Annotated in this window: 16 protein-coding genes and 1 riboswitch; of the genes, 10 read left to right on the top strand and 6 right to left on the bottom strand. The window is 70.2% G+C overall.

The window, feature by feature from the left end; all coding sequences use genetic code 11:
- Positions 1-146: 146 nt before the first annotated feature.
- The 5 genes from ACWD68_RS26640 to ACWD68_RS26620 form a co-directional block, all read right to left on the bottom strand.
- Positions 147-1,421 (bottom strand): acyltransferase family protein, encoded by a 1,275-nt coding sequence (locus ACWD68_RS26640; protein WP_451808983.1) that lies wholly within the window; start codon positions 1,419-1,421, stop codon positions 147-149.
- 483 nt (positions 1,422-1,904) lie between these two features.
- On the bottom strand, positions 1,905-2,045 hold the full coding sequence (locus ACWD68_RS26635) for a hypothetical protein (RefSeq protein WP_451808982.1): 141 nt from the start codon (positions 2,043-2,045) through the stop codon (positions 1,905-1,907).
- Between the two features lie 232 nt (positions 2,046-2,277).
- Positions 2,278-3,699, bottom strand: coding sequence for an MFS transporter (locus tag ACWD68_RS26630; protein WP_451808981.1), 1,422 nt, complete (start codon positions 3,697-3,699; stop codon positions 2,278-2,280).
- A 323-nt stretch (positions 3,700-4,022) separates the two neighbouring features.
- A complete protein-coding gene (locus tag ACWD68_RS26625; protein ID WP_451808980.1) occupies positions 4,023-4,712 on the bottom strand; it encodes a glutathione S-transferase C-terminal domain-containing protein in 690 nt (229 codons plus the stop codon).
- Between the two features lie 198 nt (positions 4,713-4,910).
- Positions 4,911-4,976 carry a putative leader peptide gene (locus ACWD68_RS26620; RefSeq protein ID WP_376231329.1) on the bottom strand — a complete coding sequence of 22 codons (66 nt, stop codon included), beginning with the start codon at positions 4,974-4,976 and terminating at the stop codon, positions 4,911-4,913.
- A gap of 36 nt (positions 4,977-5,012) precedes the next feature.
- Positions 5,013-5,158, bottom strand: a riboswitch (SAM riboswitch).
- A gap of 462 nt (positions 5,159-5,620) precedes the next feature.
- On the opposite strand from ACWD68_RS26620, the gene ACWD68_RS26615 reads away from it, so the two are divergent.
- The 10 genes from ACWD68_RS26615 to ACWD68_RS26570 all read left to right on the top strand — a co-directional run bounded on the left by ACWD68_RS26615 (position 5,621) and on the right by ACWD68_RS26570 (position 15,482).
- Positions 5,621-6,625 (top strand): amino acid ABC transporter permease, encoded by a 1,005-nt coding sequence (locus ACWD68_RS26615; RefSeq protein WP_451808979.1) that lies wholly within the window; start codon positions 5,621-5,623, stop codon positions 6,623-6,625.
- Positions 6,626-6,720: 95 nt separating this feature from the next.
- Positions 6,721-7,485 carry an amino acid ABC transporter ATP-binding protein gene (locus tag ACWD68_RS26610; RefSeq protein WP_451809015.1) on the top strand — a complete coding sequence of 255 codons (765 nt, stop codon included), beginning with the start codon at positions 6,721-6,723 and terminating at the stop codon, positions 7,483-7,485.
- A 201-nt stretch (positions 7,486-7,686) separates the two neighbouring features.
- Positions 7,687-8,712: an ABC transporter substrate-binding protein gene (locus ACWD68_RS26605; protein WP_451808978.1), complete on the top strand. Its 1,026-nt coding sequence runs from the start codon at positions 7,687-7,689 to the stop codon at positions 8,710-8,712.
- Positions 8,713-8,804: 92 nt separating this feature from the next.
- Positions 8,805-9,578, top strand: coding sequence for a GNAT family N-acetyltransferase (locus ACWD68_RS26600; RefSeq protein ID WP_451808977.1), 774 nt, complete (start codon positions 8,805-8,807; stop codon positions 9,576-9,578).
- A gap of 110 nt (positions 9,579-9,688) precedes the next feature.
- Positions 9,689-9,805: a putative leader peptide gene (locus tag ACWD68_RS26595; RefSeq protein ID WP_451808976.1), complete on the top strand. Its 117-nt coding sequence runs from the start codon at positions 9,689-9,691 to the stop codon at positions 9,803-9,805.
- 72 nt (positions 9,806-9,877) lie between these two features.
- Entirely contained in the window at positions 9,878-11,119 is a 1,242-nt protein-coding gene (locus ACWD68_RS26590) for an LLM class flavin-dependent oxidoreductase (RefSeq protein WP_451808975.1), read from the top strand.
- Between the two features lie 19 nt (positions 11,120-11,138).
- Positions 11,139-12,515, top strand: a complete 1,377-nt coding sequence (locus tag ACWD68_RS26585) for an NtaA/DmoA family FMN-dependent monooxygenase (protein WP_451808974.1) — start codon at positions 11,139-11,141, stop codon at positions 12,513-12,515.
- Positions 12,512-13,618: an LLM class flavin-dependent oxidoreductase gene (locus tag ACWD68_RS26580; RefSeq protein WP_451808973.1), complete on the top strand. Its 1,107-nt coding sequence runs from the start codon at positions 12,512-12,514 to the stop codon at positions 13,616-13,618. The genes ACWD68_RS26585 and ACWD68_RS26580 overlap by 4 nt, the downstream gene beginning before the upstream one ends.
- A 15-nt stretch (positions 13,619-13,633) precedes the next feature.
- The gene (locus ACWD68_RS26575) at positions 13,634-14,761 is read left to right on the top strand and encodes an LLM class flavin-dependent oxidoreductase (RefSeq protein WP_451808972.1); all 1,128 of its coding nucleotides are present in this window, start codon (positions 13,634-13,636) and stop codon (positions 14,759-14,761) included.
- 217 nt (positions 14,762-14,978) lie between these two features.
- On the top strand, positions 14,979-15,482 hold the full coding sequence (locus ACWD68_RS26570) for a hypothetical protein (protein ID WP_451808971.1): 504 nt from the start codon (positions 14,979-14,981) through the stop codon (positions 15,480-15,482).
- Between the two features lie 84 nt (positions 15,483-15,566).
- Here the strand turns inward: ACWD68_RS26570 and ACWD68_RS26565 are convergent, their stop codons facing one another.
- Complete coding sequence (locus tag ACWD68_RS26565; protein ID WP_451808970.1) at positions 15,567-16,358, bottom strand: VOC family protein; 792 nt, start codon at positions 16,356-16,358, stop codon at positions 15,567-15,569.
- Between the last annotated feature and the right edge of the window lie 126 nt (positions 16,359-16,484).

Genomic DNA, 16,484 nt, shown 5'->3' with positions numbered 1-16,484 from the left:
CGCGGGAAGCGAAAAGGTTGCCGCCCGATTCCCGTTCGTTCCGGGCCGGGAGAGTGTCGCAGGAGAACACGCACGGCTCTGTGCGCCGACAGTCCGCCTCGGCCTTGTGGCGCGTCATGTCTCCTACGGAAGACGCGCCGATGTGGTCACGACTGCCGTATCCGGCGGACCCCCTTTCGGCCCCGGGCCCGGCCCGGCGCTTCGATCCGGCGATGAGTCACCACGGACAGCGGCAACAGCACGGCGAAGAACGCCGCTTCGAGTACGAGACTGTCCCGCCGCCACCGGCCGATCGTGCTGTCGCTCACCGCCAGCAGTACCGGATGCACCAGGTAGACCGAGTAACTGATCGTTCCCAGTCCCGTCAGCCAGCGCGGGAACCGGAGGCGGCGCAACGCCAGACCGGCACCGAAGGTGAGCACGGCCAGCAGGAAGGCCGCGATCCAGCCGCGCCGCGCGAAATGGGCCCCGTCGCCGTGCCCGTACCCGCTTCCCACCGCGCAGATCAGCACGACGACGGCCGTGAAGGCCGTGCCCAGCCAGGTGCTCTCACCCCGTTCCGCCCGATGGACGGCGCTGCCGAGGAACATCACCGCGAGGATCACCAGGCCTTCCCAGAGGGGAACCGTGCCGTTGAACGTAACCAGGACCAGCGCCAGGACGCCCCCCGCCATGCCTCCGAACACCCGAAGCGCGGGCGACCCCGAACTCGCGCAGCAGATGGCGATCACCAGGACCGTCGTGGCGAGCGCGACCAGCGGGCCGGCGCCGACCGCGGCGGACAGCGCGGAGGCCGGCGGCACGACCCCCGCCGCCACGCTCACGGCGGCCAGCACGCCCAGGCCGACGGCGACGGTGGCCGAACACCGGTGCAGACGGACCGTGAAGAGGGCGACGACCAGCAGATAGAAGGCCATCTCGTACGAGAGCGTCCACAGGACGAGAACGACACTGGGCGTTCCGAGCAGCTCCTGGAGCAGGGTCACATGGGCGAAGGCCACGGTCGCGGGATTCAGCCCGGCGAAACGCGCGTGCTGGTCCGCGATGCCCAGCAGGGCGAGGGCCATGACCGAGCCGACGACGGCGGCCCACAGCGGGTAGATGCGGAAGAACCGTCCGACCCAGAAGGTCCGGACGCAGCCCCGGCGTTCGAGCGACGCGGGGATGACGTAGCCGCTCACGAGGAAGAACACCATGACGCCGTACCGGCCGATGTTCACTTCGGGCATCACCTGCCCGCGGAGTTCCGCCATGAAGGCGTACGACGAGTGGTCGAACGCGACGAGAAGTGCGGCGATGCCGCGCAGCGCGTCCAGCCAGCCCGACCGCGACGGAGCGGCGGGCCCGTCGGACGCGGAGGGATGCGACGGAACGGAGGGGCGCCGCTCCAGCGGCGGAGGAACGGGAAGTGCGGGTTCCATGGAGTTCCATACCTGGACCGAGTCCTGTGTGGTGAGGGGTTCGTAAGGCCGGCCGTGAGGCGGGCATGTGGAGGGCATGCAGGGGTCACGCACATGCGCGGGGCATGCGGGGAAGAGGACATGAAGAGGACATATGGAGGGAGGAGGCGGGTCCGGTGGTCCGTCCGGGTTCGCGAAGCCTTCGCTGTGCCCATCGAAGTGCGGCCGCGGGGCGGCGGAACAAGGGACACGCGCTGATGAGGCGGCTTTCGCCGGGATTGACTACACGCTGATCAGCGGTTGTGCGTAGTGGGCGGGCCGCGGTCGTCCTCGACATGGCGAGGACGACCGCGACGACCGGCTCCCGACGTGACCGTCCGCCGTATGCCGTGCGGCGCCCGCTGTCCGCCGTCCGCCGTGTGCCGTCCGCCGTGTGCCGTCCGCCGTGCGGCTCGCGCCGTACTTCGGCCGATCGGGCGGCGAACCCCGATCGCGGAGGGCTCGCTAGTCGTTCCGCGGCGCGGCGGGCCTCACCGGGACGCAGGGCTTGATCTCGCCCTTGGCCGTGTAGGCCTTGACCCTGTGCGGCCGGGCCGAGCCGCTGAGGTTCACGAGGACCAGCGCGTTGCCCGGGTGCAGGGTCATCTCCCGGTTCCACTGAAGGGTGAGGACGGGAACCCGGTCGCCCTGGTCGTCGACCCCCCCCAGACCACCGTGTCGTGCTCGCAGGCGTAGCCGGGAGCGAGGACGGTGACGGTGACGTCGATCTCGTTCGGGCGCAGTGCCCGTGCCGGCTCGCGCTGTGGGCACGTTCCGGTGGCAGAGCTCAGCGGAACTGCCCTTCTCGTGTGGGGCAGTTCGGCACCCGCTCCAGGATTCAGGCGTCGTTCCGTGCCCGGGTGCCCGCCGTGCCGCGCGCGCTGCCGGTGCTTCCGGGAAGGAGCGCCGCCGCCGTGAGTCCGATGACCCCGAGCACGGCGAGGGTGACCATGGCCGCGGCGTACGAGCGGGTGGTGAACCCGGCCACGAGGATCGTGCCGGCGACGGCGGTGCCCAGCGAGGAGCCGAGGTTCGACACACTGCGGGACAGGCCGGAGATCTCGCCCTGACGGTCCTCCGTGAAGCTCGACTGGACGATGTTGACCGACGGGGTCAGCATCACGCCGAGGCCCAGTCCGAGCAGGAGGAGCCCGGGAGCGAAGGACCAGGGGCTGGAGAAGCTGTTGACCATGGCGATCAGGACGACGACGCCGGCGATCGAGACGGCGAAGCCCGCGATGATCAGGGTGCGTTGGGGGTACCGCCGGGCGAGTCGTTCGGCGGCCAGGGAGGTGGCGAGCAGACCGAGCGTGGCGGCCGTGAAGATGACACCGGTCGCGATGGCGTCGTAACCGCGCACCGCTTGGAGGTAGGCGGCCACGGTGAACGACGATCCCATGAGCAACAGCCATTGGATGTTCTGGGTGATGAGGCCGAGGTTGGAAGTGCGGTTGCGGAACAGGCTGGTGGACAGCAGCGGTTCCTTGCCGGCCGACTCGCGGGCACGCACGGAGCGGAAGAACCACAGCAGGGTCAGCGCTCCGAGGGCGAGCAGGCCGGTCATCAGCCAGACGTTGTTGTCGGCGGCCAGGATGCCCATGACGATGAGGACCAGGCCGGTGGCCGACAGGACGGCTCCGACGGTGTCGAAGGGGCGTGTCGGATCCGGGGACAGCGGGTCCTCGAGGTGGCGGCTCAGCACGATGATCAGGGCGATGATCAGGGCCTGGAACACGAAGGCGGCCCGCCAGCTGATCCACGAGGTGATGAGCCCGCCGATGAGCGGACCCGCCGCCGCACCGATGCCGCCCAGCGCCATGATTGCGCCGAAGGCGCGGGCGCGGGAGTTCATGTCGTTGAAGAGAAGAGTCGTGAGGATGTAGACGGGCGGGATGAGCAGCGCCGTTCCGACGCCTTCGAGAATCGAGTTGCCGAGGATGAGAACACCCAGGCCGGGGGAGACGGCACTCAGCAACGCGCCGATCCCGTACACCGTCAGGCCGGCGAGGAAGCAGCGTTTGCGGCCGTAGCGGTCCGTCAGCTTGCCGCCGGGAATCATCAGCGCGGCCATGACGAGCAGGAAGATCGTGATCGCGATCTGCACACCCTGCACGGTGGTGTCGAGGTCCTCGCTGATGTCGTTGATCATCACGTTCATGTTGGAGCCGGCGAAGCTGCAGATGAACTGTGCGAGGGCGAGCGGGGCGAGAATCCTGCGCTGCGCCACCGACGGCGGTGTCGACGCGCCTGTGTCAGCCATCGCCATTCCTTATGACCGCCGGACGTGTGGTCTGGGTGTAGCTCTCCTACGCTCATAGACTGCGCCGAACGTCGGCGGACCGCACGTGGACGCGGGCAGACCGGTGGACCGTCCCGGCCGGCGCTCTGTGCGGCGGGCAGGCGAGGTCTCCGGGGAAGACCGTTGACCAGGGCCGGGAGTGGACCTCGACCCTGAAGGGCGCGGGCGTCGTACTGACCCCACGCGGCTGAACGGTCCGGACACCGGGCCCCAGCGACCGGTTCCCCGTTCAGCCGGACGGGTGAGCAGGCCGCTCACCCGGCCGGACGGGCCTTACGGACTCCTCACCGCCGCCGGGCGCTGCCTCCGCCCCGGAAGGCGGGGTGGTCGCCCAGACGGCGTACGTAGTCCAGGAGCCGGGGGAACGAGCGGAGGGTTCCCTCAGGGTCCAGTTGACTGAGGGCCACCCACACGTCAACGTCCGCCGCCGTCAGGGTCTCGCCCAGAACATGGGGCCGCGAGGCGAGTTGGCAGTCCAGCAACTCCAGGGCCGCGGAGAGTTCCGAGGGCTGGGCGGACGGGGTGACGTCGCGGTCCAGCAGGTCGCGGAGAGCCTCGATGTCCGCGGCGAGGGCCGGCGGGCGCAGCGTCGAAGGGCAACCCGCGCCGTGACCGGAGAGCAGACCCGCGAGATCGCGGAGGATGTCGGGGGTATGGTTGCTGACGATGCGTCCGCTCCACCGGTCGCACAGCGCGGGCGCCGTCAGCGGTCCGTCGTAGTGGTGCTCGGTGGCCTCGTAGGCACGGCGCAGCGAGGTGAAGGCGTCAGGTGTCTCGGTGGGGCGCGTCAGGAGCGTGGTGGCCACGGAGTCCTTCAGACCGAGCAGGTCGAGGGTGATCGCGATGCGCAGCGAGAGCGGACAACTCTCCGACAGATACAGCTCGTAGCGGTGCGGTGCGGGGTAGAAGCCGCCGGCCAGGCCGACGCCGATGCGGCTGTCGACACGGTGGGGGCGGGCGGAGGATGTCGCCACCTCGATGCGAAGCTCCGAGGGGGACGAAACCTGGTCACAGGGACGTGAGTTGGCCGTGCTGGAAGTGCGCGAAGCTGTCTCGGGCATGACTCTCCCTTGGGGAACGAGGAAGCCACCGCCGCCTTGTGGGCACCAGCGGCCGAATGCGGAACGACTGCGCTCGTCGCACCGGTCCGGATCGAACGGACCGGCTGCGGATCAGTAAGCGCTGGAGACACGCAACAGATCGATGTGCAGGCGCCTCGTCAAGCCGTTCTTGGGCATTCCCCACCGGTCCTACTCCGGGGCTCGCGAGACGCGAGACCACGCTTGCCCCGCCGCGCCGGCGGGACCCGGTCGTCACCCGGGGCACCCCGTCGCGGTGGAAGGGTTGCCTGTCAGCGGGCCGGGGCCGATGACCACAGGAGCGGGACGAACCCGCACCGTGGGCGCTGACAATCGTGACCGTCCACGCCAGTCTCGGTGCGCTCTGTGATGCCGTCAAGAAGGCCGGGCACGCGGTCTCACCTGGTGGGCACCCGCATTGACATTCTTTTCGGGGCGGGCCTAACGTGCGGCCCACAACGGAATGCCCCAGGACCGGAGAAACGATGGTGACGGCGATGCACGCAGCTGATGGGACGACCGCATGGCGGCGCCTCGGCCGCGTGGTGCTGTGCGCCGACCGCTCCGTCGACCTGCTGCGTGTCAACAGCGCGCTGTGTACGGCCGTGTGTCGCACCCTCTGTCAAGGCTGACGGCTCTTCCGCTGAACCGCTGACGACCACCGCTGTAGCGGTGTGCCCCTTCTCCGTCCAGCCCCCGTTTCCCTGTGCGCCCGTGCCCTCGTGTCGTGCCGAGCCGTTCCGGCTGCGCGTCACGCTGCCGTTCGCCGTGGTCCGGGGTGTCCGAATCCGCTGGAGCTCTCCATGAGTGAATCTCCGGGCATAGCTGTGTCCTCCGGATCAGCGCCGCCCGCCGAGGCGATCCCCCGTCCCGACGTCCCCGCCGCTCCGAAGCCCCTCGCGGCTCAGCGGGTCCTTCCGCTCCGGCGCCCCGGCCGCTGGATCATCACGGCCGTCGTGCTCGTGCTGGTCGCCCAGATCACCCACGGCCTGGTGACCAACCCCTTCTACCAGTGGGACCGCTTCCAGTACTGGTTCCTGCGCCCGACGATCCTCGACGGCCTGCTCATCACCCTCGAAGTCGCCATCTACAGTGCGGTGTTGGGCTTGCTGGGTGGCGTCCTGCTGGCGCTGGCCCGGCTCTCCCCGAGTCCGGTGCTGCGCGCGGTGAGCTGGGTCTACACCTGGCTGTTCCGCTCGGTACCGCTCATCGTCGTCCTGCTGTTCCTGTACAACTTCAGCGCGCTGTACCAGACGTTGAGCGTCGGTGTGCCGTTCGGTCCGGCCTTCTTCACCTTCGACGAGTCCCGCCTGGCCACCGACATGGCGGTCGCCGTCATCGGACTGAGCCTGAACGAAGCGGCGTACGCCTCCGAAGTGGTGCGCGGCGGAATCCTCTCCGTCGACCAGGGCCAGCACGAGGCGGCCTCCGCCCTCGGCCTGCCGAAGCGCTACCAGTTCGCGAGGATCGTCCTCCCGCAGGCGCTGCGCTCCATCACCCCCAACTACGTCAACCAGTTGATCGGCCTGATCAAGGGCACCTCGCTGGTCTTCTACGTGTCCCTGCTGGACCTGTTCGGCTCTGTGCAGACCATGGGCAGCACCTACCCAGGTGACATCGTGCCGCTGCTCCTCGTCGCCACCGCCTGGTACCTGATCCTCACCAGCGTCGTGTCCGTCATCCAGTTCTACGTCGAGCGGCACTACTCGCGGGGCGCGCTGCGCACCCTGCCGCCGACCCCACTGCAGAAGGTACGGAACGGTCTGCGCGACGTGCGGGCCCGGGTCCGGAGGGAGACGGCGATATGACCGGCGAAGCCCGTCGGACGACGGTGAAGACCAGGACGGTCCCGGAGGACCAGGTGGCCGACACGGCGGCGGCCGAGATCATCGGAGCGCTCGACATCCAACCCGCCGCGGTCGAGGTGCACGACGTCCACAAGTGGTACGGCGCCCACCAGGTCCTGGACGGTGTGGAGTTGACGATGCGTCCCGGAGAGGTCACGGTCATCCTCGGACCGTCCGGATCCGGCAAGTCCACTCTCCTTCGGGTGATCAACCATCTGGAGAAGCCCGAGATCGGTCACGTCAGCCTGAACGGTGAGCTGATCGGCGTGCGCCGGCACGGCGAGCGTCTCAAGGAGTTGAGCGAGCGGGCCATCCTGGGACAGCGCAGCCGGATCGGGTTCGTCTTCCAGAACTTCAATCTCTTCCCGCACCTGACCGTGCTGGACAACGTGGCCGCGGCCCCGGTTGCCACCGGAAAGCTGTCCAAGCCGGAGGCTCAGGAACTGGCCCGGGATCTGCTCGGCCGCGTGGGGCTGGCGGACAGGACCGGCGCCTACCCGCGGCAGTTGTCGGGCGGTCAGCAGCAGCGCGTCGCCATCGCCCGCGCCCTCGCCCTGCGGCCGGGCGTCATCCTCTTCGACGAGCCGACCTCGGCGCTCGACCCCGAACTGGTCGGTGAGGTACTCGAAGTCATCAAGGACCTGGCCAGGAGCGGCACCACCCTCGTCATCGTCACGCACGAGATCGGCTTCGCCCGAGAGATCGCCGACCGGGTCGTGTTCATGGACGACGGCCGGATCGTCGAACAGGGTCCGCCCGCAAAGGTGTTGGACCATCCGCAGCAGGAGCGCACCAGGGACTTCCTGAGCAAGGTCCTCTGACCCACGGGCCGACGGGCGGACAGCGCGGCCCGTCAGCACCGGCCTGCGCCCAAGCCGCCGGCGGTGGACGAGGCCGCATCGCCCGGCACCGACCTCCGAACTCGCGCTCCATCGTGCGCCGTCACGCACGTCCACCGATTTCGCGGCCCGCAGGGACCGCGCCCCCCACACCCTCACCGCACCCACCCGACAAGGAAAGCCATGCGCACCCTCACCCTGAACAGCAGAATTCTTCGCGGCGTCACCGCCACCGCGGCCGTCGCCTCCCTCGCCGCCGGGCTCGCCGCGTGCGGGGGTGACAGCGACGCCGCCACCCGGACCGAGGGCGCCTCGGCCGGATCGGTCACGGTCGGCGCGCTCTCCAACGGCGCAGGAGAGGAGACCGAGTTGAAGGTCGCCGAGGTGAAATCGATCAGCGCCGAGCTGCCCAAGTCCGTCGCCAAGAGCGGCACGCTGCGGATCGGCGTCGGCGCCCTGCCCGCGGGGTTCGCGCCGCTGGCCTTCGTGGGCGATGACCAGAAGACGCTGACCGGCGCCGAACCCGACCTCGGCCGGCTGGTGGCCGCGGTCCTCGGGCTGAAGCCGGAGGTGAAGAACTCGACCTGGGAGAACCTGTTCGTCGGCATCGACAGCGGCAAGGTCGACGTGGCCTTCTCCAACGTCACCGACACCGAGGAGCGCAAGAAGAAGTACGAGTTCGCCTCCTACCGGCAGGACAACCTCGGCTTCGAGGTCCCGAAGAAGAGCACCTGGAACTTCGACGACGACTACCGGAACCTGGCCGGCAAGACCGTCGCGGTGAGCGCCGGCACCAACCAGGAGAAGATCCTCCTGGAGTGGAAGACGAAGCTGGCCAAGGAAGGCAAGAAGCTCAACCTCAAGTACTACCAGGACAACAACGCCACGGCCCTGGCGCTGTCCAGCGGAAAGATCGACGTCTCCTTCGGCCCCAACCCCGGTATCGCCTACCACATCACCCAGACCGCCAAGACCCCCAACCCGACGCGCAACGCGGGCAAGTTCTCCGGCGCCGGCGCGACGCTCCAGGGCTTGATAGCCGCCACCTCGAAGAAGGACAGCGGGCTCGCCAAGCCGGTCGCCGACGCGATCAACTACCTGATCAAGAACGGCCAGTACGGCAAGTGGCTGGACGCCTGGAACCTCTCCAACGAGGCCGTCGACACCTCCCAGGTCAACCCGCCCGGCCTGCCGCTCGACAACTCCTGAACCACCGCCCCACCTCAAGGGACTCCGCCGCGCCGCGGCGGAGTCCCGGGGCGCGTCCGGCCGCGTTCCAGATACGGAGAACCCGCACCGCCATGTCCACCAGCGTCCACCCCGGACCCTCCCCGAGCCCGACCGCACCGCACATCCTCGACAACGCGGCCTGGGCCGCGCTGACGGGTCCGCACACCCACCTCGCCGAGCGCCTCGGCCGGGCCGCCCGCTACCCCACGGACGTGTCCCCGTTCACCGCCCTCGCCGACCCCGCCGACCCCCGCTCGTGGGACGACCTGGCCGAACTCGTCGGACCGGGCCGGGTCACCCCGGTCACCGCGGTCCAGGACGTGCCCGACGGCTGGACGATCGAACAGAGCGGCTACGGGGTCCAGTTGACCGCCACCGCGCTGGACAGTGAGCCCGCGCCCGAAGCCGTACGGCTCGGCCTCGCCGACGTGCCCGAGATCCTCGACCTGATCGCCCTCACCCGGCCGGGCCCCTTCCTGCCCCGCACCGTCGAACTCGGCACCTACCTGGGCATCCGGGAGGGCGGCAGGCTGATCGCCCTGGCCGGCGAACGACTCCGCCCGCCGGGCTGGACCGAGATCAGCGCGGTGTGCACCCACCCCGACCACCGAGGCCGAGGCCTGGCCACCCGCCTGGTCCGCGCGGTCGCGGCGGGCATCAGGGAACGCGGGGACATCCCCTTCCTCCACGCCGCCGCCGACAACACGAACGCGATCCGGCTCTACGAGTCGATCGGGTTCACCCTGCGCCGCCGCACACGGTTCGTGCTCGTCCGCACCCCCGGCGCACAACAGGCCGAGCGAACGGGGCAAGAAGAGGCCGGGCAGCCGGAAGAAAGGGCATAGCCGTGCGGTTGTCCTTGTTCAGGACCGCGTGGCGCCCCGTCGGGGACTCGCGAGGGCCGGGCCGACGACGAACCCCGGAGCACCGGGCCGAGAGGGCGGAGGTGAGGCACATGCGTCGCGTGCCCCGCCGCCGCGTGCCGAGGCCCCTGTCGCCCCGCCGCCTGCACCTGTACGGCCGGCCGCACATCGATCTGCTGCGGGTCGCTGGCGCGCTCTGTCGCCCCTGACCTGTTTCCCCGCAGCCGCGCCCGCTCGCCGGGGCGGGCTTCCCCGTACGGTCGATCAGGAAGGCACCTCCCGTGTCCTCGTCACCCACATCTCTGCACCTCGCCGTCGCGCTGGACGGCGCGGGCTGGCACCCGGCCGCCTGGCGCGAGCCCGTGTCCCGCCCCCGCGAACTGCTGACCGCCGCCTACTGGACCGATCTGGTCAGCGAGGCCGAGCGCGGTCTCCTCGACTTCGTGACCATCGAGGACGGGCTCGGCCTTCAGTCCTCGTCACCCACCGGACCGGACGGGCGCACCGACCAGGTCCGCGGCCGCCTGGACGCCGTCCTCATCGCCTCGCGGATCGCGCCGCTGACCCGCCACATAGGAGTGGTGCCGACTGTGGTCGCCACACACACGGAGCCGTTCCATATATCCAAGGCGATCGCCACCCTCGACTACGTGAGCTCCGGCCGAGCGGGCCTGCGCGTCCAGATCACGGCACGCCAGAACGAGGCCGCGCACTTCGGACGCCGCACGTTCCCGCCGTTCCGCTTCGAGGACTACAACACCCCCGCGGCACAGGAAGTCGTGGCCGACGTCTTCGACGAAGCCGCCGACCATGTCGAGGCCGTGCGCCGGCTCTGGGACAGCTGGGAGGACGACGCGGAGATCCGGGACACCGTCACCGGCCGCTTCATCGACCGCGACAAGCTGCACTACATCGACTTCGAGGGCAGGCACTTCGGCGTCAAGGGCCCCTCGATCACCCCCCGGCCGCCCCAGGGGCAGCCGGTCGTCACCGCCCTGGCTCACGCCACGATCCCGTACCGGCTGGTGGCCAGGTCCGCCGACGTCGGCTACGTCACCCCGCACGATGTCGACCAGGCCCGTGCCATCGTCCAGGAGATCCGCGCCGAACAGACCGCGGCCGGCCGGGCCGACGACACCGTTCACGTCTTCGGTGACCTCGTGGTCTTCCTGGACGACGACCCCGGGGCCGCCGAGGCCCGCCGGGAGCGACTGGACGCGGAGGCGGGTGAGCCGTACACCAGCGACGCCCGCATCTTCGCCGGGACGCCCTCCGAGCTCGCCGATCTCCTCCAGGAGCTGGCCGCCGAGGGGCTCTCCGGCTTCCGGCTGCGACCCGCCGTCGTGGGACACGACCTCCCCGCGATCACCCGCGGCCTCGTGCCCGAACTCCAGCGCCGGGGCGTCTTCCGAAACGCCTACGAGGCCGACACCCTGCGCGGACTGCTCGGGCTCTCCCGCCCCGCGAACCGCTACGCCCCCAAGCTCGCCGAGCAGGGTGCACCCCAAGCCACGACCGCCTGAGCCGGAAGGACCCCCGACCATGAGCAAGCCGCTCAAGCAGATCCATCTCGCGGCGCACTTCCCCGGCGTCAACAACACCACCGTGTGGAGCGACCCCGAGGCCGGCAGCCACATCGAGTTCAGCTCCTTCGCGCACTTCGCGCGGACCGCCGAGCGCGCCAAGTTCGACTTCCTGTTCCTCGCCGAAGGCCTGCGTCTGCGCGAACAGGGCGGAAAGATCTACGACTTGGACGTCGTGGGACGGCCCGACACCTTCGCCATCCTCGCCGCGCTCGCCGCCGTCACCGAACACCTCGGCCTGACCGGCACCATCAACTCCACCTTCAACGAGCCCTACGAGGTGGCCCGGCAGTTCGCGAGCCTCGACCACCTCTCCGGCGGACGCGCCGCCTGGAACGTCGTCACCTCCTGGGACGCCTTCACCGGCGAGAACTTCCGCCGCGGCGGCTTCCTGCCCCAGGAGGAGCGCTACTCCCGGGCCAAGGAGTTCCTGACCACGGCGAACGAACTCTTCGACTCCTGGCGCGGGGACGAGATCGTCGCCGACCAGGAGACCGGCACCTTCCTGAACGACGCCAAGGCCGGAGCCTTCGTCCACCAGGGACAGCACTTCGACATCGAGGGGCAGTTCAACGTCCCGCGGTCCCCGCAGGGCCGCCCGGTGATCTTCCAGGCCGGTGACTCCGAGGAGGGCCGCGAGTTCGGCGCGTCCGGCGCCGACGCGATCTTCAGCCGGTACGCCACCCTCAAGGAGGGTCAGGCCTTCTACACGGACGTCAAGAGCCGCCTCGCCCGGTACGGCCGCCGCCACGACCAGCTGTTGATCCTGCCCGCCGCGACCTTCGTGCTCGGGGACACCGCCGCCGAGGCCGAGGAGCGCGCCCGCGCGGTCCGGCGTGCCCAGGTCAGCGGCGCCACCGCCATCAAGCACCTGGAGTTCGTCTGGAACCGCGACCTGTCCGCGTACGACCCGGACGGCCCGCTGCCCGACATCGACCCGGACCTCGGTGAGCACACCATCGCCCGCGGCCGCGCCCAGGTCCGGATGTACCGCGACCCGCTGGCCACCGCCCGCGAATGGCGGGAGCGGGCGGCCGCCAACAACTGGTCCATCCGCGACCTCGTCATCGAGACCGGAAACCGGCAGGCCTTCGTCGGCACCCCCGCCACCGTCGCCGAGACGATCAACGACTTCGTCCAGGCCGACGCCTCGGACGGCTTCATTCTCGTCCCGCACATCACGCCGGGCGGCCTGGACTCCTTCGCGGACACCGTCGTCCCGCTCCTCCAGGAACGCGGCGTCTACCGCACCGACTACGAGGGCAGCACCCTGCGCGACCACCTCGGCCTGGCCCACCCCGACGCCGAGGCGGCGGCCGACCGGGCGGCGTCATGAAGTTCCTGGCGATCACCCTGATCGTGCACGCCCCCCACCCGGTCACCGGAATCCAGAAACCGACCAACGACCGCTTCCGCGAGGTGATCGACAACGCGCTGCTCGCCGAGGAACTGGGCTTCGACGGCTTCGGCGTGGGGGAGCGGCACGAGCGTCCGTTCATCTCCTCCTCGCCCCCCGTGGTCCTCAGCCACATCGCCGCGCTCACCTCGCGGATCCGGCTGTTCACCGCGGTCACCACACTCAGCCTCCTCGACCCGGTCCGCGCGTACGAGGACTACGCGACGCTCGACCATCTGTCCGGCGGACGCCTGGAGCTGATCGTCGGCAAGGGGAACGGCGCCGCACAACGGGAGTTGTTCCAGGTCACCACCGAGGATCAGTGGGACCGCAACGCCGAGAGCTTTGAGGTGTTCCGCCGGATCTGGCGGGAGGACAAGGTCACCGCGGCGACCCGCTTCCGTCCGGAACTCAAGGACGCAGAAGTGTGGCCCCGCCCCCTCCAAACGCCCGTCCGGGTCTGGCACGGCAGCGCCACCAGCAAGGAGTCGGTCGATCTGGCCGCACGTTACGGCGACCCGCTCTTCTCCGCGAACGTCACCAACCCCATCGAACCGTATGCCGAGTTGATCCGCTACTACCGCGAGCGCTGGGTGCACTACGGCCACGATCCGGCGGCCATCGCGGTCGGCGCCGGCACGGCGGGCTTCTACGCGGCCCGTACCTCCCAGGAGGCACTCGCCGTCTACCGGCCGGTGTTCGAAGGCAACCTGGCGTTCCAGAAACGTCTGGGCCTGGAGCCGGTGTTCTCGACGCTGGAGGACTACGTGGAGCGCAGCTCGGCGCTGATCGGCAGCCCCCAGCAGATCATCGAGAAGGTGCACCGCTATCACGAGCAGTTCGGGCACAGCGTGCTGCATCTGCACGCGGACGCCGGCGGACTGACCGACCGTCAGCACCGGGACGCGCTGGAGCTCTTCCAGTCGGACGTCGCACCAGTGCTGCGCCGCGAGATCCCCGACCCGCCGTTCGCGTGGGGTCCCGTCCTCCCGCAGCCTGCCGCCCCCGTCCCCACCCCCGCACCCGTGCCCGCCGACCGCTGAGGAGCCCCGACCCGCATGTCCGACATCCCTCTCGGCGTCCTCGACCTGGTCCCGATCTCGTCCGGTTCCACCGCCGCCGATGCGCTGCGCAACTCCATCGAACTGGCCCGGCGGGCCGAGCACCTCGGGTACACCCGGTACTGGTTCGCCGAACACCATCTCAACCCGGGCGTGGCCGGTACCTCACCAGCGGTACTCCTCGCCCTGACCGCCTCCGCGACCTCGACCATCCGGCTCGGCTCCGGTGCCGTACAACTCGGCCACCGCACCGCCCTGTCCACGGTCGAGGAGTTCGGCCTGGTCGACGCGCTGCACCCCGGGCGTCTCGACCTGGGCCTCGGACGCTCCGGCGGCCGCCCGCCCGGCAGGCCCTCCGCCCCGCTGCCGACCGCGACACCCGTGGTCGACGGCCGCGCCCCGAACGGCCTCCGCATACCGCCCCGCTTCTCCTTCGAGCACCTGCTCGGCTCACCACGGGTCGCCCTGCAACGCAGGCTCCTCCAGCAGCCGAACGCCGAGTCGCAGGACTACGGCGAGCAGATCGACGACATCCTCGCGCTGCTCGCGGGCACCTACCGTTCCGCCGACGGCATCGAGGCGCGGGCCGTCCCGGGCGAGGGCGCGGACCTGGAACTCTGGATCCTGGGCAGCAGCGGCGGACAGAGCGCGGAGGTCGCCGGCCGCGGCGGACTCCGGTTCGCGGCGAACTACCACGTCAGTCCGGCCACGGTCCTGGAGGCGGTGGACGGGTACCGCGCGGCCTTCCAGCCCTCCGACGTCCTCGACAAGCCGTATGTCAGCGTGTCCGCCGACGTCGTGGTCGCCGAGGACGACGAGACCGCCCGCGAACTCGCGACGGGATACGGCCTGTGGGTCCGCAGCATCCGCACGGCCGAGGGGGCCATCGAGTTCCCCGCTCCGGACGAGGCACGCGCCCACGTCTGGTCCGACGCCGACCGGGCACTGGTCCAGGACCGCCTCGACACGCAGTTCGTCGGTTCCCCGGGCCGGGTGGCGGACCAGCTGGCGCAGCTCCAAGAGGCCACCGGGGCGGACGAATTGCTGATCACCACGATCACCCACAGGCACGCGGACCGGCTGCGGTCGTACGAACTGCTCGCCGAGGAATGGCGTAGCCGCTGAACCGGCACCGGGGGCGACGCCCGAGGCGATCGCCCGGGCCGCTCCCGGGCGCGCGGCACTCGGCATTCGGCATTCGGCAAAGGACGGAACACACCTCGGCCGGAACCCGGTGAGCCCCGGAATCGAACCGAACACGGGCGATGGGGGAGAACCGCCCGCTCCCAAAAGGTGCCGCTCTCCGAGCGTGAGCCTGTGCACGGTGAGGCAGGATCCCGTCATGACGACCACTGATCCTGAATTGCAGACCGCACTGGCGACGTTGAAGTCGGCCGCGAAGGCCGCACCGCCCGGGACGGTGGCCGTATGGGCGGACATCTGGGCTGTCGCGGTCCGTGGGCTCGAGGCGGCGCTGGACGCGGATGTCCAGGCGTTCGCCGCCGGTGGCATGGAGCTTTCCCGGCTTCCCTCAGCTGATCAGTTCGTCGAGACAGCGAGGGCTCAGGCTTCGGTGCTCGCCGACCTGGCCAGTCTGGCGACGGAGGAGGAGATCGAGGGAACGTGGGGTGTCGGCGTTCCCACCAGGCCGGCGGTCTTCGGAGGCGGGGAGGGTTCCGGGGACGGGCAGCTCCACTGCGTGTTCCACCTCTTCCAGGCTGCTGAAGCCGTCCTGACCGACGATCACGGCGCTTCGGCCACCCGAGGGGAGCTGGTCGCTGACAGCACCCACTATCTCGACCTTGCTCGCCATTACCTCGAACTGATGGCAGCCGAGCCCGCGTGAGCGCCGCTCGCATCCGACCTGGAACGGCCCACCGGACCGGGGCATCTCGGTTCCCGGCCGGGTGGGCCTCGCCGGCCAGGAGGGTCACATCTGCGGGTCGGGCTTCAGCAGGGCGAACGCCGCGCCGAAGGGGTCCGCGATCCAGGCGATCCGGCCGACATCAGGGATGTCCGCCGCCGGCATGAGCACGGACCCGCCGTTGGACTGTGCCGCGGTAACCGTGGCGTCGACGTCCTCCGAGTGGAAGTACGGCACCCACCGGGGCTGCTCGACCCCGCCGCCGGCGCCGTCGCCCATCGGCGCGACCCCGCCGAAGGAGGCTTCCTGCTGGTCGCCGTCCTTGGTGCTCAGCACCCTGTACGTCATGCCGGGCGCCGGCATTTCCTGGCTGCGCCAGCCGAAGAGGCTTTGGTAGAAGCCGATGTCCGCGACGGGGTCGGGGACGTGCAGCTCCGCCCAGAGCAGTGTGTTCGGGGCGGAGGCGATGTCCAGCCCGGCGGTCTTGCCGGGCTGCCAGAGGGCGAACTCGGCGCCCTGCGGGTCGGTCGCCTGTGCCAGCCAGCCCTCGCCCATGACGTCGGTGGGTTCCATCCGGACGGTGCCGCCTGCGGCCGTGACGGCCGAGACGGTGGCCTGGATGTCATCGGCCTTGAAATGGATCATCCAGGCGGAGCTCGCCCCTTCCTCGGTGAGCGGCCCGATGGCGGCGACGGTCTTCCCGTCGACCTGGAAGAACCCGTACCCGCCCGCCTCGGGCCCGGCGGAGGCGAACCGCCAGCCGAAGACGGCGCCGTAGAACGCGGCGGACGCCTCGGTGTCGGGGCTGCCGAGGTCGAGCCAGTTGGGCGATCCGGTAGTGAAGTCTGTACCGAGCATGAGGAGTCCTCCAGGATGTCGGTCGATCGGACTGGGGGCAACGATGCCGACCCTGCCCCGGAGGGGGCCACCAGTGACCACCGGCGGGCCACCGGCTTCACTCGTACGGAGTAGCCCGAGCGCTGG

The sequence above is a fragment of the Streptomyces sp. NPDC005141 genome, from assembly GCF_053599975.1.
This window is presented reverse-complemented; position numbering and strand designations above follow the sequence as displayed.